Origin of the sequence: Cryobacterium sp. BB736 (genome assembly GCF_014980265.1) — a bacterium.
Classification (GTDB): Bacteria; Actinomycetota; Actinomycetes; order Actinomycetales; family Microbacteriaceae; genus Terrimesophilobacter.
On the sequence record NZ_JABXWQ010000004.1, the window covers coordinates 315,016 to 336,202 of the forward strand.

The 21,187-nt window shown below is 66.7% G+C and carries 14 protein-coding genes; 8 read left to right on the forward strand and 6 right to left on the reverse strand.

The window, feature by feature from the left end; genetic code table 11:
- Positions 1-3: 3 nt before the first annotated feature.
- A complete protein-coding gene (locus IRG63_RS10990) occupies positions 4-831 on the forward strand; it encodes a UbiA family prenyltransferase (RefSeq protein WP_193510125.1) in 828 nt (275 codons plus the stop codon).
- Here the strand turns inward: IRG63_RS10990 and IRG63_RS10995 are convergent.
- The 5 genes from IRG63_RS10995 to IRG63_RS11015 form a co-directional block, all read right to left on the reverse strand.
- On the reverse strand, positions 781-2,208 hold the full coding sequence (locus IRG63_RS10995; RefSeq protein ID WP_193510126.1) for an MFS transporter: 1,428 nt from the start codon (positions 2,206-2,208) through the stop codon (positions 781-783). The genes IRG63_RS10990 and IRG63_RS10995 overlap by 51 nt on opposite strands.
- Before the next feature lie 28 nt (positions 2,209-2,236).
- Positions 2,237-4,747 carry a DEAD/DEAH box helicase gene (locus tag IRG63_RS11000; protein ID WP_193510127.1) on the reverse strand — a complete coding sequence of 837 codons (2,511 nt, stop codon included), beginning with the start codon at positions 4,745-4,747 and terminating at the stop codon, positions 2,237-2,239.
- Positions 4,748-4,756: 9 nt separating this feature from the next.
- Positions 4,757-6,538 (reverse strand): hypothetical protein, encoded by a 1,782-nt coding sequence (locus tag IRG63_RS11005; protein ID WP_193510128.1) that lies wholly within the window; start codon positions 6,536-6,538, stop codon positions 4,757-4,759.
- A complete protein-coding gene (locus IRG63_RS11010; protein WP_193510129.1) occupies positions 6,535-8,346 on the reverse strand; it encodes a PQQ-binding-like beta-propeller repeat protein in 1,812 nt (603 codons plus the stop codon). The genes IRG63_RS11005 and IRG63_RS11010 overlap by 4 nt, the downstream gene beginning before the upstream one ends.
- A 103-nt stretch (positions 8,347-8,449) precedes the next feature.
- Positions 8,450-9,934, reverse strand: a complete 1,485-nt coding sequence (locus IRG63_RS11015) for an HNH endonuclease signature motif containing protein (protein ID WP_193510130.1) — start codon at positions 9,932-9,934, stop codon at positions 8,450-8,452.
- Between the two features lie 236 nt (positions 9,935-10,170).
- Here IRG63_RS11015 and IRG63_RS11020 point away from each other — a divergent pair, with 236 nt between their 5' ends.
- The 7 genes from IRG63_RS11020 (at position 10,171) to IRG63_RS11050 (ending at position 18,282) form a co-directional block, all read left to right on the forward strand.
- Positions 10,171-12,171 (forward strand): DUF262 domain-containing protein, encoded by a 2,001-nt coding sequence (locus tag IRG63_RS11020; RefSeq protein ID WP_193510132.1) that lies wholly within the window; start codon positions 10,171-10,173, stop codon positions 12,169-12,171.
- A 516-nt stretch (positions 12,172-12,687) separates the two neighbouring features.
- Positions 12,688-13,011 carry a hypothetical protein gene (locus tag IRG63_RS11025; protein WP_193510133.1) on the forward strand — a complete coding sequence of 108 codons (324 nt, stop codon included), beginning with the start codon at positions 12,688-12,690 and terminating at the stop codon, positions 13,009-13,011.
- A gap of 300 nt (positions 13,012-13,311) precedes the next feature.
- Positions 13,312-14,130: a DUF4397 domain-containing protein gene (locus IRG63_RS11030; protein WP_193510134.1), complete on the forward strand. Its 819-nt coding sequence runs from the start codon at positions 13,312-13,314 to the stop codon at positions 14,128-14,130.
- A 51-nt stretch (positions 14,131-14,181) separates the two neighbouring features.
- Complete coding sequence (locus IRG63_RS11035) at positions 14,182-14,772, forward strand: class F sortase (RefSeq protein WP_193510135.1); 591 nt, start codon at positions 14,182-14,184, stop codon at positions 14,770-14,772.
- 24 nt (positions 14,773-14,796) lie between these two features.
- Positions 14,797-15,363 (forward strand): RNA polymerase sigma factor, encoded by a 567-nt coding sequence (locus IRG63_RS11040; RefSeq protein ID WP_168627550.1) that lies wholly within the window; start codon positions 14,797-14,799, stop codon positions 15,361-15,363.
- Complete coding sequence (locus IRG63_RS11045) at positions 15,344-16,036, forward strand: anti-sigma factor (protein ID WP_168627551.1); 693 nt, start codon at positions 15,344-15,346, stop codon at positions 16,034-16,036. Before IRG63_RS11040 ends, IRG63_RS11045 begins: the two co-directional genes overlap by 20 nt.
- 35 nt (positions 16,037-16,071) lie before the next feature.
- Entirely contained in the window at positions 16,072-18,282 is a 2,211-nt protein-coding gene (locus IRG63_RS11050; RefSeq protein WP_193510136.1) for an efflux RND transporter permease subunit, read from the forward strand.
- On the opposite strand, the gene IRG63_RS11055 is transcribed toward IRG63_RS11050, so the two are convergent.
- A complete protein-coding gene (locus tag IRG63_RS11055) occupies positions 18,255-21,122 on the reverse strand; it encodes a DUF2207 domain-containing protein (protein ID WP_193510137.1) in 2,868 nt (955 codons plus the stop codon). The two genes, IRG63_RS11050 and IRG63_RS11055, sit on opposite strands and share 28 nt — an antisense overlap.
- Between the last annotated feature and the right edge of the window lie 65 nt (positions 21,123-21,187).

Consider the following 21,187-nt stretch of genomic DNA (forward strand, 5'->3'; position numbering starts at 1 on the left):
CGGATGCGCGTAACCGCGGCGCTGTTTCGCGCCAGCCACCCCGGTCCGAGCCTTGCTGTCGCGGTGATCACCGCGCTCATCGGTGTCGGCGTTGGGCTTGAGCCGTGGCGTGTGGTGGTGCTCACCGTGGCGGTGCTGCTCGGTCAATTCTCTGTCGGGCTGTCGAACGACTGGCTGGACGCAGAACGCGACCGCCTCACCGGTCGCCGCGACAAGCCGATCGCATCCGGCGAGGTGGCCGCGCGCACCGCGATCGTCGTGAGTCTGGTCTCGCTCGTGCTGGCGATCCTGTTGACCCTCCCGCTCGGCCCGGCCGCCGTCGTTGCTCACCTGGTGTTCATCAGCGCCGGCTGGACCTACAACCTGTGGTTGAAAGGGACCCTCGCGTCGGTCGTCCCCTATACGGTCGGCTTCGGCTCGCTCCCGCTCATCGCGACCCTGTCGCTGGCCGAGCCGCGGCTGGCGCACGCGTGGGCGATCGTGGCGGCCGCGCTGCTGGGTTCCGGAGCACACTTCGCCAACGCGCTGCCGGACTTCGATGCGGACGCGGCTACCGGCATCCGGGGGCTCCCGCACGCGATCGGCCGGCGAGGCAGCGCCATCGCGGTCAGTGTCCTGCTCGTCGCATCTGCCGGGTGCGTTGTGCTCGGCACCTGGCCGCCGAGTCCCGCCACGATCACCGTGTTCCTGATCGTGCTGGCGGCAGCGGTCGCCGTCTCATTGATGGTGTTGACCGATCGAGTCGGGCGGTCGTTGTTCCGCCTGATCATCGGTGCTGCGTTAGCTACCGTTGCCGGGGTCGTGCTCGCGGGCGGACAATTGGTCGTCTGACAGGCTCGGCTCCGCCGTTCCGGCGCCCGGCTCGGTCTTCGGGTTCTGGATGCCGATCGCCGAGATGACACCACCCAGGATGAGCAGCCCGGCTGTCGCCCACAGGCCGCGGTGCAGACCTTCCAGGTCCAGGGTTCCGCCGATGATGATCCCCAGCATGGCGACGGCGATGAGACCGGCGACCCGCGCGACGGCGTTGTTGATCGCCGAACCGATGCCGGAGCGCTTCTCGTCGATCGACCCGAGGATGGCCGACGTGAGCGGCGCAACGGTGATCGCGAGGCCGAGACCGAACAGGACGATTCCGGGCAGCAGCTGCAGCCAGAAGTTGAGGTCCTCAGAGACCGTCAGCATGAGCAGATGCCCGACGCCGGCGAGGATCGGCCCGACGGACATGAAGACGCGAGGCCCGTACCGGCCGGCCAGGCCGCCGAAGAACGAGGACAGCAGGATCAGCAGCACCATCACCGGGATGGACGCCAACCCGGCCGCTGTTGCCGGCCAGCCGGCCTCCTGCTGAAGGTAGACGGCGATCAGGAAGCCGCTCATCGACAGCGCACCATAGATAAACAGCGTCGAGACGTTGCCGACCGCGAAGTTCCGGATGCGGAACAGCGACAGCGGCATCATCGGGTGCCGTGCTGTGGCCTGCCGCCACAGGAACGCGCCGAAGGCGATCACGCCGATGACCATAGGCAGCCAGATCGCCGGGCTGGCCCAGCCGAAGTTGTCCTGCTCGATGAGCGCGAACACCGGACCGCCGACGCCGATGATGGCCAGGACGGCGCCGAGGTAGTCGACCGTGACACCCTCCAGCCGCACGTCGCGTTGGGCGATCCGGGTGATCAGCCACAGGGTGACCGCGATCGGGAGCACGTTGATGCCGAACACCAGCCGCCAGGTCAACAAGTCGACGAAGGCGCCGCCGATGAGCGGACCGGCAATGAAGGCGCCGCTGGTCCAGGCGGTCCACGCTCCGATCGCCTTGCCCTGGGCGGGGCCTCGGAACGACGACATGATTAGCGCGAGCGAGCTGGGCACGAGCAGCGCGCCGGCGATCCCCTGGACGCCGCGCGCGACGATCAGGAACTCGGCGGTCGGCGCGAACGCGCAGAGAAGCGATGCGACGCCGAAGCCCCACAGTCCGAAGCGCAGCACGACGAGTCGGCCGAAGACATCCGACAACGACCCGGCGACGAGAATGAGCGCGCCGAGCGTGATCAGGTAGGCGTCGACCACCCACTGCTGGGTGGTCAGCCCTCCCCCGAGTTCTTCGCTGATTGCCGGCAGCGCGACGGTCACCACCGAGCCGTCGAGGAAAGCCACGAACGACGCGAGGATCGCAATGCTGAGCACCAGCTTCTGTTGCGAGCTCATGGACTGCACCCCTCTAGTAGACACCCGATCAGACGCTAACGGACGTGTCGATTTCGCCGACACCGGTCACCCGGATGACCGCAACCCCTTCCTCGGCCGACCGCTCGAGGTCGACGATGGCGGTGATGCCCCAGTCGTGGTCGCCAGCTGGGTCGGCGAATACCTGCCGCACCCGCCACTCAGACTTCCCCTCGACGATCTGCAGCAGCGTCCCGCTGCGGGCATCCGAGTCGATGCCGATGGAGTCGTGGACGGCGTAGTAGGCATCGAGCGCGTCGGCCCAACGGTCGACGCCGAAACCCGCGTCGGCGTCCAGTTCACCGAGCTCCTCCACCTTGTCGAAGGCGGCCAGTTGCACGCGGCGGAACAGCTCGTTGCGCACCAGCACCCGGAAGGCCCGCTGGTTCGTCAACACGCTCGGCGGTGGCGGTGGCGCGACCTGCTGCTCATGCTGCTGGTGCTCGGCCGGGTTCGCGAGCTCCGCCCACTCGTCGAGCAGGCTGGAATCGACCTGGCGGACAAGCTCGCCCAGCCACTCGATGATGTCGTGCAGTTCCTCGTTCTTCGCCGACTCCGGGATGGTCTGCCGGATCGCCCAGAACGCGTCGGTGAGATAGCGGAGCAGTGTGCCCTCGGAGCGGTGCAGCGAGTAGAAGCCGACGTATTCGTTGAAGGTCATCGCCCGTTCATAGAGGTCCCGCACCACGGTCTTCGGTGACAGTTCGAAGTCCGCCACCCAGGGCTGCGAAGCGCGGTAGGTCGCGAACGCGGCCCTGAGCTCGTGCTCGAGCGGTTTCGGGTGGGTGATCTCCTCGAGCAGCTCCATCCGCCGGTCGTACTCGATGCCGTCAGCCTTCATCGCCGCAATCGCTTCGCCGCGAGCGAGTTTCTCTTGCGCGCGAAGCACCGGGCCGGGGTCGTCGAGGGTCGCCTCGACGGTCGAGATGACGTCGAGCGCGTACGACGGCGATTCGGGATCCAGCAGCTCTAGCGCCGCGAGCGCGAACGGTGACAGCGGTTGGTTGAGCGCGAAGTTCGGCTGTACATCGACGGTGAGACGGATCTGCCCGTCGACGCTCTCCACCAGCCCGGCGGTCTTCAGGGTGCGGTAGATCGACAGCGCCTGCCGGGCGAGTTGCCGCTGGCGCGGTCTCGGTTCGTGGCTGTTCTCGATGAGCTCCCGGATCTCGGTGAACGGGTCCTCGCCGTGCGCGATCACGTTGAGCACCATTGCGTGGCTCATCCGCATGTTGGAGGTGAGCCGCTCCGGCTCGGCGCCGATCAGGCGGTTGAAGCTCGGTTCGCCCCATGAGACGAAGCCGTCAGGCGCTTTCTTCCGCTGCACGCGCTTGAGCTTCTTGGGGTCGTCCCCGGCTTTCGCGACCAGGCGGGCGTTCTCCACCTCATGCTCCGGCGCCTGGGCTACCACCGTGCCGGCGGTGTCGAAGCCGGCCCTGCCCGCCCGACCCGCGATCTGATGGAATTCACGCGCGGTGAGTTGGCGCATCCGGGTGCCGTCGAACTTGGTGAGGCCGGTGAGCAGCACGGTTCTGATGGGCACGTTGATGCCGACGCCAAGCGTGTCGGTGCCGCTGATGACCCGCAACAGGCCGCGCTGGGCGAGCTGTTCGACGAGTCGGCGGTATTTGGGCAGCATGCCTGCGTGATGCACGCCGATGCCGGCCCTGACCAAGCGGGACAGGGTCTGGCCGAACTTCGTGGTGAAGCGGAAGTCGCCGATAAGGTCGGCGATCTCGTCTCGCTGCTCGCGCGTGAGCACCTTCAGGCTGGTCAGCGCCTGAGCGCGCTCAAGGGCCGCGAGCTGGGAGAAGTGGACGATGTAGACGGGCGCCTGGCCGGTGGCGAGCAGCTCGTCGACACTCTCGTGCACCGGGGTTGTCGCGTAGAAGTAGTGCAGCGGCACTGGGCGCTCCACTCCGGTCACGGATGCGGTGGGCCGCCCGGTGCGCTCGGTCAGGTCGCGCGCGAGCGCGTCAACATCGCCGAGAGTCGCGGACATCAGCAGGAATTGCGCCTTGGGCAGGCGCAGCAGCGGCACCTGCCAAGCCCAGCCCCGTTCCGGGTCGGCGTAGAAGTGGAATTCGTCCATGATGACGATGTCCACCGGTGCGTCAGCGCCCTGCCTCAGCGACATGTTGGCGAGGATCTCCGCGGTGCAGCAGATGATTGGGGCATCCGGGTTCACGCTCGAGTCGCCGGTGACCATGCCGACGTTCTGGGCCCCGAACAGGTCGACGAGCGCGAAGAACTTCTCCGACACCAGCGCCTTGATCGGTGCCGTATAGACGCTGCGCGCACCGGCCGCCATGGCGGTGAAGTGTGCGGCGACGGCTACCAGGGACTTGCCGGTGCCGGTCGGCGTGCTGAGGATGACGTTGGCGCCGGTGACCAGTTCCATGACGGCCTCGTCCTGCGCTGGATACAGGGTGAACCCCGCGCCGGACGCCCAATCCACGAACTCGCCGTAGACGACATCCGGGTCACTGCTGTCGGGGATACGCACCCTTAACGGTTGCACACGTGGTGGCTAGTCCCGTTCCGGCTCGACCGCCGGGTCGCGGTCAGCGACCACCGAGGCGATGACGGTCAGCAGCGCAGATGCGATGATCGCGGTCCCGAACAGCTGGTCGCCGACTCCGGCGAATGCGCCGAGGTTGATCGCGGCGTCGGGGTCGCGTGCGAGCGCGGCGAACGCGAGCACGGTCACGCCGAACAGCGAGTAGGCGAGGAAGATCAGCACCCGCGACGGCAGCGGGTAGCGGCGAGTGCCCTTGTTGGCGTACTCGGCGGTCGTCAGCAGGTTCCAGACGAAACCGAACAGCACGAAGGCAACGCCGGTGAAGCCCAGCAACGCGCCGAGCGGGTCGGAGACGAAGTCCCGCTGGTCGAAGAGCGCGGCGAGCAGCAGCGCGACGGCGATCCCGGCTGCCCGCGTCACCGTGAGGGCTCGCTTGGCGGCATAGAACGCGAGGAGCGCGAGGCACGCCACCGTCGCGACGATGGTCAGGGCTTCGCTGGTCCACAGCGCACCGAATGGCGGCGGGAGCACATTGGCCGCCACCATCACGGTCACCACGCCGATCGATCCGAGGATCTCGGGCGTGCCGGTGCGGCCTCGGCGTGCCCAGCGGATCGCCAGCACGATCAGGAAGATCCCGACCAGCAGCCGGTTCAGTGCGACGACGCGACTCATGGACAGGAAACCGACCACCTCGGATAGAGCGGCAGGCACGGCGGGCACCCCGTAGTTGAAGGCGACCTGGGCGACCAGCAGCGACGCGGAAACGATGCCGAGGGTACCGGCGAGGCCCGCTGCGATGGGAGTGGCGACGGCACTGAAACTGCTGTCGATGCCCTCGACCGAGGTCTCGTCACGGCGCCCGCGCACCCGGGCCAACAGGAGCCATACGCCGACGATCAGACTGCTGAGCAGGACGGCGAGCGCAAGGTGGCTGAGTTTCGGCGGGTCACCGTCGAGCATGCTCGCGGTCATCACCCAGCCGCGCCAGACCACGAGCGCTGCGATGCCGATGGCGAGGGTGATCACGGATGGCAGCTGGGTGCGGACCACCCGCACCGCCCACACCGCGGACGTGGCCGCCAGTTGGGCGACGGCTGCGCCGGCAACGAAGGCAAACGGAACCGCCAGCTGCCCGATGGTCGACATCATCAGCGACACGGTCACAGGGCCGAGGTCGTAGCCGAGGGAAGCGCTCAGGGCGCTTGCGCTCAGAGACGTCGTGCCGAACGCGATCGTGAGGAGCGCGAGAATCGCCGGAAAGTCCCACCAGGCGAAATCGAATCGACGGCGGATGACGGTGTACACGATGAGCGCCAGCGCGACACCGATGGTCGCGATCCTCGAGTTGAGGGTCTCTTCGCCGATGTTCATTGATCCGACAAAGAGGAGGACGAGGACGGTCAACACCGTGACGACCGCGGTCAGCCATCCGGTGACGTGCAGCACGGCGGTCTGCACCAGCGCGATTGAGATGACAAGCAGCAGCATGAGCACCCAGAGCACTGGGCGCGGGAATGAGAGGTACTGGCCGCCGACGGTCACCGAGAGCGGCAGCGTCTCCCGCAGTGCAGACGAGAACAGGATGCCCGCCACCGCGACGCCGTAGCCGATGACGGCGATGGTGGCGATGGGCTTCAGACCCTTGGGCCAGCCGTCGGCTCGCAGCCTGCCTTCCCGGTACGGCCGACCGACGACGTGATCGAAGAAGGAGCTGACCATCGCCCAGGCGATGCCGACGATACGGCGCGGCCGGGACGATGTCTGCTTCTGGCTGAGGGTCGCGGTCACGGCTCACCGATCCTCAGCGCGGAGTTGAGGCTTTGGACGGACCAGATGCCGTCCCGCCCGGCGAGGACGTGTCGAGACAGTGCGTCCGTTTCGACTTGGATTGTCCACTCGAGCACGGTTTCGCCCTGGTCGTCGACGAGAGTCGCCGAGTCGCGATCGACCAAAATGACGTGCTTGCCGTCGCCGATGGCATGGCTGGCCCCGTCCCGCGACCAGAGGATGGTCCCGTCGTCGGGGTCGAAGGCGACGCTTTCCTCGTCGCTCACGACCACGACCTGTCCTGCTGCAGCCTGCACAGCGGACGGGAGACCGAGGTAGCGCGCGTCCCACAGCTTCGTGCCGGTGGTGAGCCGGTAACTCGTGACCCAGGAGTCGCCTTGGGCGACAACGACCACATCGTCGGCGATGGCGATCCCGTACGCCTCTGTGCCGTTCGCATCCCATCGGATGTCGCCGTCACTGCGATCGAGCGCAACGACTCGGCCGGCACGGTCGACGACGATGACGGTGTCCACGCCGACGACGGCCCGCTGGTCGACATCTGCGCCGATCGGCGTTTCCCAGCGGGTATTGCCGCTGATCGCGTCGACGCTCGTGACGACGCCGTCGAGTCCGACGATGATGGCGTTGCCGGCGCCGTCTGAAACGGGTGCGGCGACGACGAGGTCGTTGGTGTCGCGCGTCCAGAGCCGCTCGCCAGCATCGCTGTAGGCGACAATGCGGCGGCTGGACGTGGTGACGATGATGATGTCGCCGACAGCGCCCAGCGCGATGGCGTGGCCCCCGGGGTGACCGATCCAGTGGTGCACGAGTGATCTGTCGCTGGCGTCGTAGCGCAATGCGACCAGGTCGTCACCGCTGTCGCGTGTTGAGACGATGATGCCGGAGGCGGTCAGCGCCGGCACTACCGAGTAGGACGGGATGCCCTCGTCCTCCCCGTAGACCGGGTCGCGCCGCACCGTCTGCAGTTCTCGATCCCGCCAGGCGCTCGGATCGGTCCATGCGCCGATGGATCTGGTGGCGGATTGCGACTGGAGCCGTGGAGCGTCGATCCCCGCCTGGATGACGACTGTGTCGTCTACCGTGGCGTCGATCGCGACGCGACCACGCCCGGGGCACCACAGGTCTGCTTCGTTAATGGTCAGAAGGAGGGCGCCTGCGTCGTCGAGGTATTCGATGACGCCGCGAGTCTCGATGCATCCACGGGCGTCGTTCACTCTTGCGTTCTTGAGGAGGCTGGCGCTCTCGGGCTCGTGCGCGGTGAAGCGGGAGCGGTAGTTCAGGGACTCGTTCACGAAGGCGGTTCCTTCGCCTTGCCAACTGGATCCTGGTGCGACATCCGTGGGCAGCACCAGCAATCCCGGGGTGTAGAGGAAGGACACTTCCCCACCCCAGACGACCATCGATTCGACGCCCGCGTCCGTGAACCGGAACAGCTCGCCGTTCTGCGTGGTCTCGCCATCGGTGACCGTGGTGGTGGTTTCGCGCCAGAGCGTCGCGTTCCTGACCTCGCTGTCGCTGAGGCCACCTAGCAGCGCGTGCGCAGCCATGCTGGGAAGGGTGAGGAACTCTTCAACTCCGGTTGCCCTGGAGCTTTCGGTGGAGCGCACGACGCCGTCCTGGTCCACGAACCATTCGACGTGTCCATCTGCAGGGATGAGTACGGCGGCATTGCTCTCGTCCTGCCCGGATGCCTGCTGGTCGCTGAGAGCGATCGCGCCGGTGCAGACAGCGACGACTGCCACGATCGACACGGCCGCTGCGACGCTGGACCCACCCAGCTTTGCGAGGGCACCGGCGGAGGTCACTCGATCATCGTAGGGGTTGACGGTCTTTCAGTTGTGCTGCCGTTCAGCCCCAATTCGGGCACTGTCGAGACCCGTCGCTGGGCAGAGTTCTCCCCGAGTGCCTTCAGGTGGCGTGATGTCGCTCCGCGGTTCGGAGGGCGTCGTTGAGTGCCGGGGATTTGGATGGCATCGGCCTTGGTGTCTGGGTGGGGTCGATGTCGCGGGGTGGGATGAGCCAGAACCGGGCTAGCGGGTCGTGGTCGCGGGTTTCGATCTCCCAGCCCTCGTCGTGCAGCAGCAGGTGGTGGTGGCGGCAGAGCAGGATGCCGTTGTCGATGTCGGTTGTTCCGCCGTCGCGTTCCCACCAGCGGATGTGGTGGGCCTCGGTCCACTCCGGGGGTCGGTCACAGTCGGGCCAGGCGCAGCCGCCGTCGCGGGCGGCCAGCAAGCGGCGTTGGGCCCGGTTGAAGAAGCGCTGCTCCCGGCCGAGGTTGACCGGGAGGGGGCGGTCGTCGAAGACGATCAGCTCGATCCCGTTCAGGCAGGCGTTGCGCTCCACGGTGGCGATCGACACCGGGTAGTCCTGGCCTTCGATCCAGCCCCGACCGGTCCGGTCGGTCAAGTCTGTGGCGGCCACCAGCACACGCACCGCGGGCCGGTTCACCCCGACCACACCCTGCGGGTCGGTGTCGAGGGCCAGTTGGATCAGCTCCAGCATGCCGTCGGAGGCCAGCTGCTCGGTGGTGCGGGTGTCGGCCATAATCTGCTCCGCCCGCGCCTGCTCCGGACCGGTGGTGAAGCGGGGTCCGCCGCGTCGGGGTGAGGTGAGCTTGTCGTAGACGTCATCGATCAGGGCGGCGCCCTCGGGGTCGAGGTCCCAGGTGTACCGGGTCATCCCGTCATCCCGCTTCCACCTGCGGAAGGAGCGCAGCGCCCGGCGCTGCCGCTCCCGCTCCACAATCCCGGCCGCATCCAGGTCATCCCGGGCGGTCCGGGCCAGCCGCAGCAGCTGCTCGGCATCGAGCGCGCCACCGGGCGTGGTCGCCGATTCGGCGACGCTGGTCACCAGCCGGGTCGCGGCTGCGGTCAAGTCGTCAGTCGTGACACCGGGTCCCGGCCGGCCCAGCCCGGTGCGGATCGCCTCGGCACCGGCCACCGAGACGGTGCCGGCCGCGACGGCCCTCCCCACCGCGGCCAGCCAGGGTTCGGTCATCATGCTGGCAAGGCCGACCGGGTCGTCGATCCCGTTGGCTTCGGCGTTGTTCAGCAGGTCGGCGTCGTTCATCATGGTGCCGACCCGGACGAGCGTGGTCGCCTCCCGCGCCGTCGAGCCGGTCACCCCGCGGATCAGCGCCTCCGGGGTGCGGAACCCCTCCTTCCGCGCCAACCCACCGAACCCCGCCTCCACCGATGAGCGGCGCACCACCTCACCGGCCAGCACCGACGCGCAAGCATCAAGACTGCGCTTCGCCTCCGCCAACGACCGCTGCGCCGCCAGCAGCTGCTTGTCACCCAGCCCCCTAGCACCGGGCGCGTCGGCGCCGATCCGGGCGGCAGCAGCAAGCAGAACCTCGAGCGAGGTGCTGAACGTAGCTGCGGAACTGGTCATGCATCAATTGTCCCAGCATCGAACACAGCTACACAAGCACATCTGAGAATCTGTTAGAAACTACTTCCCGGGCCACCTGTGGAGGAGCAGTCGGTGTCGCACGGGCCTTCGAGCCAGCCGCCACCAAACACCGATCAAGGACGGTTCAGGACTGGCGAATAGACTGGAGTGCGCGTCGGCGGCCCGCTCGAACGGCCCGGCGAACCACCCCGATCGGCGAAAGGCGAAGCGCAACTATGGTCAGAGCCACGAATATCGATGCGACTGCGGTCAATACGATTCGCTGGCTCTCCGAAACCGACACCACCATCGTCGTGCCCGTCTACCAGCGCCAGTACCGCTGGGACATCGGCGGATGCGAGCAGTTGCTCGCAGACATCCGTGACGCTGCGGATGCGGCGCACAAGCACACCCACTTCATCGGCTCGATCCTGTCGAGCGCCAATGCGGGCAACGGCGAACTCGTCTTGATCGACGGCCAGCAGCGGATCACGACGCTCATGCTCTTGATCGCGGCGCTCCAGCACACCGTACGGGAGCACGACCCGGAGCTGGCGGCTCAACTGCAGCAGGTGCTGGTGTCCCCCAGCGACCCGACCCGCACCAAGCTGCAACCGCACCGGGCGTGGGCGGAGGTGTTCGAGAGCGTCATCCTGGACCGCCGGCTCGGTGACGCCCTGCGAGACTCCCGCTTCGACGACAACTACGCGTTCTTCCGCAGCCAGATCCCGGCCGACGAGGTCGCCCAGGTCTGGAACGGTCTGCAGCGGCTCGAGCACGTGTCGATCACGCTCGGCACCCACGCCAACGCGCAGCAGATCTTCGAGAGCCTGAACTCGACCGGCGAGCCGTTGCGCGACCACGAACTCATCCACAATTACGTGCTCATGGGCCTATCGCACGCCCAGCAACGCGAGATCGAGAGCGAGTTCTGGCTTCCGATCGAGGAGCACACGGGCGAGTCGATTGCGAGCTTCTGGCGCCATTACCTGGTGATGACCACCGGACGGGAGATCGACGTCGTCGGAGGTCGCGGGGTGTACGAGGCGTTCCGGCACCGGTTCCCTCGACTGGAGCTCGAGACGCTGCGCGAGTTCGCGACCGAATGGCGCGAGTTCTCGGCGATCTACCGCACGCTGATGGAGCCGTCTCGCGAGAAGGATGCCGACATCGCGGCCCAACTCGGGTACCTCACCACCTTCGGCCAGCTGATGTATCCGCTGATGATGCGGGTCTACCGCGACTACCTCACCGGCGCCGTCGACAAGCCGGCGCTGCTGGCCTCGCTCGAGCGCATTCAGTCACTGCTCATCCGTCGGACCATCGTCGGCCTTTCCAACGACCGGCTGGTGGCGCGGTTGTGCCGTGCGCGTGAAGACGGTCCCGACAGCCTGCTCAACGCGATCGCCCGGATCACGCCATCGGATGAGCGAGTGCGGGTCGCGCTCAAGTATGGCGAGCTCCCCCACCCCGGCTATGTGCTCGGGCGACTCTCGGGTGCCACCGACCTGTCCGAGCTGGACGTCGAACCGATCATGCCGCTGGCGCCTGGCGATGCCTGGACCGGTGACGGTGCGCGGAGCTGGGCCGAATTCAGTGAGGACGAGCAGAACAGCCACCGCGCGCTGGCGCAGACGCTCGGCAACCTGACGCTCCTCGAGCAGTCGCTGGCGGAGCGCGGAGCAGACCTGCCGTTCCCACAGAAAAGGGAGGCGATCTACGCGAAGAGCCAGATCGGTCTGGCGTGCGAGCTCGCCGACACACCCGTCTGGGGCACCGCCGCGATCTCGGAGCGAACCGAACGACTCACCTTGGAATTCGTGCGCATCTGGGCTCGACCGGCTGTTGTCGGGATCGATGATGACGGTCTGACTCCGATCCTGGACGCGAAGCGCCGACCGGGCTGGCCGCGCGGCTGGCAGCGGGAGTTCGAGTACGTTGAATACCGCGGCGAGCACTGGGAGGTGTACGACGTCAAGTACCTGTTCAACCGCATCTTCAAGCGGCTCTGGGCGGATGCGCGTGACGACGTCGTCGCATTCAGCGCCCACCGCGGTGGGCCGATCTTCCAGGCTCAGGCGTGGAACGGGCAATGGGACCAGCTCGACGCGGGCAACTTCCTCTACATGGGCTGGGATTCGAAGTACATGCTGACCGCCGTGCAGGGCGTGCTTGAGGAGTCGGGCATCGCATCCGAGGTCTTCGTCAAATACTCCTACATCGGCGCGGCCATGTAGCGCTGGAGCATGGCCCGCTTCAAGCGCAATGTGCAGTGCCTCGGATGGTGCACTGGACTCGTTTCTACAGATGACTGGTTCTCAACCAAATTGGTTTGCAGTTCCCAGCATGTTTGCAAATTGCAGTGGTGACATCTGCTTGTTTCCGTTAGGTGCTGTGAAACCCCGCACGTCCGGCGTTGCTGCGAGTCACGCGTTCACGATAACCGCGCGGCCGCCACGTTATCGGCAGAAACTAGATTCCCGGAGTCGAGAATGATTAGACGCAGCACAACAGTCGTTTCGACCGTCGTCGGCGCGTGCGTATCGGCAGCGCTCCTCGCGGGGTGCACAGGCGACGATTCTGCCCCGGCATCCTCACCGACATCGTCCGCGTCGACGTCAGCCGCGCCGACTCCGTCACCGACCGCATCGCCGGTTACGCTGCCGACCGACTGCGCATCCTTGGGCACGGACGAGACCCGCACAGCCGTGCTCGCTGGGTTGAATCCCCAGGGAGGGGACTATACCCAGTTCGTGAGACCCGCTCCCGACTCGGCACGGCTGGTGCTGGGCTGCGACTGGTTCGCCGGAGACGCCACCGGGCTGCTGGTGCTAATCAGCACGGCCTCCCCCGCAGATGTCGCGGCCGCAGCCGCCAGTCTCACCGCGGACGGCTTCACCTGCGCCTCGTCGGACTCGGGCGCCCAGCGTTGCGAGCTGGTCACGCCTCACTCCCAGTACCCCGTGGACGTCAAGGAGACGATCGTCGCCCGCGACGGCGTATGGGTGTACGTGGAGAGCTCGAACCTCGACGGGACGCCGCTGCTCGACGAGATCGTGCAGGGGATTTTCGGCTGAAACCGCGACCTACCCGCCGGGACAGTGGGTCCCGGGAGCGAAACCGAGACTCGTCCTCCACGAAGTGCGAGATCGGGCGTCGAGCGGCTCTCCGGGCGGATTCGCGTGATGAGGTCGTTGCGTTCAGCGCCCACGCGGCGGGCCGATCTTCCAAGCGCAGGCGTGGAAACGCTACCTACATCGGCCAGGCGATGTAACGAGACCCAAAAGTTTTTTCGGCCCGAGTGCATCCAAGACACCCCTCCCGCAGGAAGTACCTCTGTGACGGGCGATTCCCGCCCACTCAATGAGGAGGACACAATGCGATACAAGATTCTCACGGGACTTGCGGCCGGCTTCGTTGCCACTGCTGGTCTCGCTGCACCAGCGCAGGCGATCTCGCCCTCGACAGCGGATCTCTATCTTCTGCACGCCGTGCCGGACCTGACCGTGGATGTGTGGGTCAACGGCGAGGTCCTGATCGAAGACTTCGCGCCGGAGACGCTCACGGATCCGCTCGATCTTGCTGCCGGCGATTACGAGGTCGTGATCACGGCGCCCGACGACCCGATCTCCTCCCCGGCGATCGGACCGGTCACACTCACGCTCGCCGCCAACACCAGCTACACGGCGGTTGCCCACCTCGCAGCCGATGGCACCCCAACAGCGACAATGTTCACCAACGACCTCGCGACCACTGCCGCCGGAACGGGCCGGCTCACCGTGCGTCACACGGCAGCCGCTCCCGCCGTCGATGTCCTTGCGAACGGCGAGGCGGCGTTCACGAACCTCGAGAACCCGAACGAGGTCAAGGCCGATCTGCCAGCGGGCACGATCTCGGCTGCAGTAGCGGCGACGGGCACAACCGAACCTGTTATCGGTCCGGCTGACGTGAACGTTCAAGAGGGCGTCAACACGATCGTCTACGCGTGGGGCAGCCTCGAGGACGACAACCTCGCCCTGGCCGTGCAGACCATCGATGGGCTTCATGCGGCCCCGGGTGGTGTGAATTCAGGCACCGCCGGACTGGTTGCCGACCCCGACCCGGCCCTCATCGGAATCGGAATCGCCGGGCTGATGGCGCTCCTCGCAGTGGGAACCATGGTGACCCTGCGGGTGCGTGCGAAGAACGAAGGCTAGCCGGTGCAGACCAGGAGGGCAGGCGTGTTCTCGCAGATCGGGGTGTGGGGCATGACTGTCCTTCTGTTGGCGGGCTGCTCCTGGACTCAGGAGCAGCCCTCTCCGTCTGCAACGCCGAGCCAGCACAGCAGCCTCGGCGCCGATTCGGAGATCGGCACCCACAGCGCCGCCCTCGGGGCGGTGCCAGCACCTACGCCGCCGACTCGAGTGCAGATCCCCTCCCTCGAAGTCGATGTAACCGTGCGGCCGGTGGGCGTGGAGGCGGACGGGTTCATGGAGATTCCCCCGGATGTCGCAGTCGGAGGCTGGTACAAGTACGGCTCGGACCCAGGCAGCGACACCGGCACGACGGTCATCGCGGCCCACGTGGACTCTCCCAAGTACGGGATCGGTCCGTTCGCAGCGTTGAAGGATGCATCCGTCGGGGCGGTCGTCTCGGTGACCTCGGCTGAGGGTGTCGTGCACGAATACGTGATTGAGTCCGTGGAGCGCATCGAAAAAGCGCGGTTGCCGCTCGATGAGGTGTTCGACCGAGAAGGCGCCCCGCGGCTGGCTCTCATCACGTGCGGCGGACAGTTCGACTACGGCACCGGTCACTACGAGGACAACATCGTCGTGATCGCAATCCCCACGACGCCGTGAACCGGCGCGAGTAGTATCCCGAAAATGGCCAGCGAAGCCGATGAGGCTGAGGCACGATTCACCGCCGCCTTCGTCGAGGGTGACGAGGAGGCGCTTGCGTGGGTTTACCGACGCTGGTCACCGCTCGTGTACACGATTGCTGTTCGCTCTCTCGGCGATGTCGGGGATGCCGAGGATGTCACCCAGAAGACCTTCGTGGCGGCGTGGACCGGCCGCACGGGGTTCGACTCGTCCCGGGCGCAGCTGTCCACCTGGCTCGTGGGCATCGCAAAGAACAAGATCGCGGACACGCACGAAGCGCGAACACGTATCGGCCGACTGCACGCTCAGCTCGCCGCCACCACCAGTCCGCTCGAAGCCGTCGTCGAGCCCGATGACCTCGCCGACACCCTTGTGCTCTCGGATGAGATCGCCCACCTGGAGCCGGAAGCGCAAGTGGTCGTGCGACTCGCCTTCTATGACGATCTCACCCATAACGAAATCTCAGAACGGCTGGGTCTACCCTTGGGCACGGTCAAGAGTCACATCCGGCGCAGCCTGCAGCGGATGCGCGCACGATTGGAGGTGACCTATGCGCCACGTGGACCCTGACACCCTCGCGCTGCTGGGCATGGGCGAGGAGGTCGCCGACAGCGAGTATCGCGAACACATCGCCCAGTGCCCCGAGTGTGCGTCCGAACTCGCGAACTACAGCCGGGCTGCACGCGTTGGACGAGCCACCCTCGGGGCGGGGGAACTGCTTGAACCGTCTCCGCGGGTCTGGGACCGCATCTCTGACGAGCTGGGCATCACCGAGGAGCCGACGGCTGAGGTCGTCGAGCTCGCTCCCCGGCGGCGCCGGTGGGTTCCGCTTGTCGCGGTGGCCGCGAGCGTGGCACTCCTCGCATCCCTCGGGATCGTCCTCTGGCAGTTTGCGCAGCCGTCTCCACCCACGGTGATCGCAACCGCGACCCTCGAAGCCTTCCCCGCCTGGCCGGGCGCCACCGGAAAAGCTGTGGTTGAGCAACAAGCCGACGGCACCCGTGTGGTGCACATCGATTTCGATGCACCCAGTCTCAACGACGCGTATGAGGAAGTGTGGCTCATCTCATCCGACGCGACCCGACTCGTGAGCCTCGGCACCGCCTCCGGCCCGACAGCCACTCTCCCGATTCCTGACGGCATCGACCTCTCCACCTATGACCTGGTCGATGTGTCAGCCGAGCCGTACGATGGCAACCCCACCCACTCGGGCGATTCCATCGTCCGCGGACAGCTTGAATGAGGCGCCGGTCACGCCCCACCGGGCAGCGTCAGCGCATGACACATACCGTTGAACGCGCCACGGATCCGCCGACACCGCCGGCCCGCGCCCGCGCGCCAAGGTGGTTGCGGATCTTCGTCCCGGCCGCGCTGATCATCGTCTGGCTGGTGGGGGCGTCGGTGGGCGGCCCCTACTTCGGCAAGGTCAGCGAGGTGTCATCGAACGACCAGACCACCTACCTGCCGGAGTCGGCCGACGCCACCCAGGTGCAGAAGCTGCTGGGCGAATTCAACGGCAGCGATGCGATTCCCGCGATCATCGTCTTCGCCGGGGAAAGCAGGCTGACCGACGCCGAGCTGAGCTCGATCGCCGCCGCCATCGCCGACCTCCCTGACCTCGAGGGCGTGGCTCCGGATGTCTCCCCCGCCATCGAATCCGACGATGGTTTGGCTGTGCAAGCGTTCGCGCAAGTCGAGTCCGGCGCGTCAGTGGACGAGGTGGTGACCGCGATGAGCGACTCACTTCGGGAGTCCACGCCATCCGGAGTCTCGGTGTACGTAACCGGCCCGGCCGGCTTCACCGCGGATCTCGTCGCGGGTTTCGCGGGAATCGACGGGATTCTCCTCGGGGTCGCCCTGCTTGCGGTGTTCGTCATCCTGGTGCTCGTCTACCGCTCGTTCCTGCTTCCCATCGCGGTGCTGTCGACGAGCGTGTTCGCGCTGTGCATCGCCTTGCTCTCGGTGTGGTGGCTCGCCAAGGCGGGGATCCTGCTGCTCAGCGGCCAGACGCAGGGCATCCTCTTCATCCTCGTCATCGGCGCGGCGACCGACTACTCGTTGCTCTACGTGTCTCGCTACCGTGAGCAGTTGCGCGTCAACATCGACAAGTGGGTGGCGACCACCCGGGCGATCCGGGGGTCGTTCGAGCCGATCATCGCTTCCGGCGGCACCGTGATCGCCGGATTGCTCTGCCTGCTGCTCAGCGACTTGAAGTCGAACAGCACACTCGGTCCAGTCGCCTCGATCGGCATCATCTTCGCAATGCTCGCAAGTCTCACCCTGTTGCCGTCACTGCTGTTCGCGTTCGGACGCGCCGGATTCTGGCCGAGACGCCCGATCTACGAACCTGAGGTGGTTGCGGCCGAGGGAAACATGCCGTCGCGTGGGGTGTGGGCCAAGCTTGCAGGGCAGATTCGGCGCCACCCACGACTCATCTGGATCGTCACGACTGTGGTGCTGGTCATCGGCACCTTCGGTGCCACGCAGCTGAATGCCGTGGGCGTCCCGCAATCGGATCTTCTGCTTGGTGCATCGGAGGCACGCGACGGCCAGTCGGCGCTAGGCGAGCACTTCCCTGGAGGGTCAGGCAGTCCGGCTTTCGTCGTGGTGTCGGAGGGCGACCTTCAGGACGCCGCCGACGTGCTCCTCGCCCATGACGGTGTTGACGCCGTCACAGTGATCGCGGCCGATTCGCCCAGCGGCTCGGCGAGCGTCACCGAAGACGGGATCGTCGCACTGGGCCCGCCCGGGACGCCTGCACCCGAGCCGACAGTCGTGGACGGGGATGTGCTGCTTCAGGGCACGCTCAACGACGCAGCCGACTCGGATGAGGCGGCCAGTACCGTCCGGGAACTGCGGGCGGAACTTGCCGACGCGGTACCCGGTGCGCTCGTCGGTGGCGTGACCGCAACCGCGATCGATACCAACGACGCATCGATTCACGACCGCAACGTGATCATCCCGGTGGTGCTGGTGGTGATCCTGCTGATCCTCATGATGCTTCTGCGTTCCGTGGTCGCGCCGGTGCTGCTCATCCTCACCACGGTGCTGTCGTTCGGAACGGCGCTCGGCGTGTCGGCGCTGGTGTTCAACGGGATCTTCCAGTTCCCTGGCGCTGACCCCGCGGTGCCGTTGTTCGGCTTCATCTTCCTGGTCGCATTGGGTATCGACTACAACATCTTCCTGATGACGCGCGTGCGCGAGGAATCGCTTGCCCACGGAACCCGGGAGGGCATATTGCGCGGTCTCACCATCACCGGTGGAGTGATCACGTCGGCTGGACTGGTGCTCGCGGCTACCTTCGCGGCGCTGTCGGTGATCCCGATCCTGTTCCTGGTGCAAATCTCGTTCATTGTCGCCTTTGGCGTCTTGCTCGATACCTTCGTGGTTCGGTCGCTGCTGGTCCCGGCCCTCGCGTATGACATCGGGCCGGCCATCTGGTGGCCGTCGAAGCTCGCACGTCATTCAGGAGAGGATCGCCGCGAGTAGCGCGTGCTCCTGGTCAGGATCAGGCCAGCTGGGGATGCGATCAACGCAGCCAGCGTTGGCCAAACGAGTAGAGGGAACGCCGAGTGGTCTGTGGGCATGTCGCTGCTCGCCCAGACGAACAGGATCAGCGCCGCGAGCGTCGCCGCCGGGGCCAACCACCACACAAGGTCGCGGAACGAGCCGGGGTCGAACGCGCGGGCGCGCCTGGTGAATCCTGCGCTGGCGCCAGCCAAGCCGAGTGCCAGCCCGATCGCGGCCAGCGTGGCCACCAGGATCACCGGCAGGATGTTCATGACCTGGGACACCCGCAGTGCCGCATCGTCGGTGCCGGCGAAGGTGCCGGCAGGGAAGTCCACCCGGGTACCTACGTCGTCCACCGTGAACTCGAGCGGCCACCCGCCGAACTCGTCCTGCTTCAACTCCAGAGCGTGCGAGTCCCCGGCATTCGGGGCAGCCACCGCGTTGAACGGCACCACGGAGGGCTGCCAATCACGGGCGCGCTCGGCGGACTCGGTGTCTTTGGAGATCCATCCGCCGGTCGTGGCCAACGCCGCGAGCTCGTCTGTCATCCGGAACTCGATCCGGAGCGGATCGGGCACCGGATCGGCTCCCCACCTGCTGTTCCACTCCCACCCGTCGAGAAGCGCCGCCCAGCGCACCCGGTCGACGATCTCACTCCCCTGCGGTGCTGCAACCGCCGCCGACTTCAGGGTGTAGTCGATCCGCACCTCGTGCTCGCCGCTCACCACCTCGACCAGCGTGGTCCTCAGAAGAAGGGTGTCTCCCTCCTGCTGCGTCGCGAAGGGCACGTCGCGATCGTCGATCTGCACCGATTCCACGCGCAGGCCGAGATCCTGCCCGTTCAGGCGGTTCGGCCATTGCTGCGCAAACTGCGGCACCCGGGATCCGCGCTCGGTGAAGGACACGTCGAGTCGCTCGATCACGTCAAGGCGGGCATGCCCATCGTCCGTGCGAGACAGCTGCGCGGTCGCTTCGAGGGAGTTGACCTTGGTCCACAGCGTGCCCGGAACGTCACCGGAGTAGGAGGCGCGGTCGACCGATTGCGGGTACGGGTCGGGCAGCAGCGCGACCGCACCGATCGCCCCGGCCACGATGATGAGTGAGAGCGCCCGGATGATCAGGCGCGGCCAGGTCAGGTACTCACGGATGCGCCACCGGCTCGAGACCCCGCTCTCGCCCAGTCCGGCTTCGATCCGGGCCACCGTGCTCGCACCTGCTGCGCGCGGCTCGGCGAGCAGGACCGCGTACGGCAGCAGGCGCTCGCTGGGTGCGGACCGGTCGAGCAGCTGCGTTCTCCTTGCGTATTCGCGAATGCCCAGCAGGTGCTGCTTGACCAGCGCACCGCGCCTGGTCAGTGGTCTCGATGACAGGGCGATCCAGAGCACGATGGCGGCGACTACGGATGAGATGAGCACGAACGCGACCGGCCACCAGAGAACGGCGAGCACCGGCTGGTAAGACAACTGGCGGATGAGCCCCCACTGCACGATGGTCAGTGCGATGGGCGCCGCTATGAAGAGGTCCCGCACGAACCCATGCGGCACCCGCCGGAATCCGGCCGAGAACTGGTCTCGTCGCTCCGCAGCGGACAGGTAGCGAGAAACGGCACGAGGCAGGTCTCCGACACGCCCGGTTCGCCTCGCAACCTTGGCGGCGGCAACCAGCCGCTCTCTCTGCTCTCGCTTGCTCAGCTGTTTGGCTTGCGAAGCCCGGACCGCCTCGGCGAGTTCCATCGCTGCGGGCGCCCGGAATATCTGGGCGGCCATCCGTGGCGTCACGTCCGTTGGCGGCGCGGTCTGCACGACGTACCAGGGCTGCCCGCGGGCATCGCTCCAGGCGACCGCGCGTGCCGCCAGCGCCAGAAGCAGGGTGACCGCGAGGAACGCGAGCGGAAGGAGCGGCCCGAACACCTGAAGCCAGTACAGGACGCTCGGCGCCGGCATGGTGAACGTGCCCGGCTCGAAGCTCATCGTGAACCACGCCTGCGCGTTCGGCGGGATCCGCTGATCATTGACGAAGCGATAGGTGACGTCGCCGGATGCGCCGGGCTCGGCGGTGAGCCACTCGCCTGCGCTCAGCATGCTCCAGGCGAGGCTGCCGCGCGGTTGCCGGATCAGACTGTCGTCGAGGTCCTCCGGCAGGGTGATCTGTACATCGAGGCCGGCGAATCCTTGCGCCCAGGACGGTCCGAAGACGTCCCACTCGAGCAGCTCCACCGGTAGGTCGGATGCCGAGTCCGTCGTCGGGTAAGCCAGATGGTTGAGGTCGTAGCGGAGGACGAACTCGTGATCGCCCTGCAACCGTTCTGGTCCGTTCAGCGTGAGGGTCAGCTGGTCGGGCGTCGAAGATCGGCCCACCGTCACCGGCTCACCATCGAGGGTCGCCTCGATGTTCTGAGGCGTGAGGGCGTGGCTCTGGTACTGGGTGGCGAGCACCCGCTGAATCCCGTTCTCCCGGGTGTCTTCGGGGAAGAACGCGCTGATCCGCTCCTCTACCTGGCTCACCAGCGCCCCTTCCGGGGTGCGGGAGATGCGGTAGTCGACGGCGAAGTCACGGGCGATCCACCGGTCGGTGGCGTTCCTCGCCGAGTTGGTGATGTCGTCGAGGGTGAGCGGTTTGTTGATCACCGGGCCCACCAGCAGCACGACTCCGGCAACCGCCACGAGTGCCCAGAAGGTGCGGAGTCCGACGCGCAGTCGGCGGCCCCCGTGCGATCGGAGCCAGGCTTCCATGCCGAGCAGCCGCCTCGACAGCGCTACCCATAATCGGGTTTGCTGTGGAGCGTCGTCGCGTATGAGCTCAGCTCCGGCATCCGTCACTCCACCATCATGGTGGATGCCTTGCTCTCGTTCTCGACCCTACGTTCCGCGTGTGCTCGGCAGAC

Coding starts and splice junctions, on each gene's coding strand:
- IRG63_RS10995 (WP_193510126.1), bottom strand. CDS start 2,208: ATGAGCTCGCAACAGAAGCTGGTGCTCAGCATTGCGATCCTCGCGTCG.
- IRG63_RS11035 (WP_193510135.1), top strand. CDS start 14,182: ATGACTGTCCTTCTGTTGGCGGGCTGCTCCTGGACTCAGGAGCAGCCC.
- IRG63_RS11040 (WP_168627550.1), top strand. CDS start 14,797: ATGGCCAGCGAAGCCGATGAGGCTGAGGCACGATTCACCGCCGCCTTC.
- IRG63_RS11015 (WP_193510130.1), bottom strand. CDS start 9,934: ATGACCAGTTCCGCAGCTACGTTCAGCACCTCGCTCGAGGTTCTGCTT.
- IRG63_RS11020 (WP_193510132.1), top strand. CDS start 10,171: ATGGTCAGAGCCACGAATATCGATGCGACTGCGGTCAATACGATTCGC.
- IRG63_RS11030 (WP_193510134.1), top strand. CDS start 13,312: ATGCGATACAAGATTCTCACGGGACTTGCGGCCGGCTTCGTTGCCACT.
- IRG63_RS11045 (WP_168627551.1), top strand. CDS start 15,344: ATGCGCCACGTGGACCCTGACACCCTCGCGCTGCTGGGCATGGGCGAG.
- IRG63_RS11050 (WP_193510136.1), top strand. CDS start 16,072: ATGACACATACCGTTGAACGCGCCACGGATCCGCCGACACCGCCGGCC.
- IRG63_RS10990 (WP_193510125.1), top strand. CDS start 4: ATGCGCGTAACCGCGGCGCTGTTTCGCGCCAGCCACCCCGGTCCGAGC.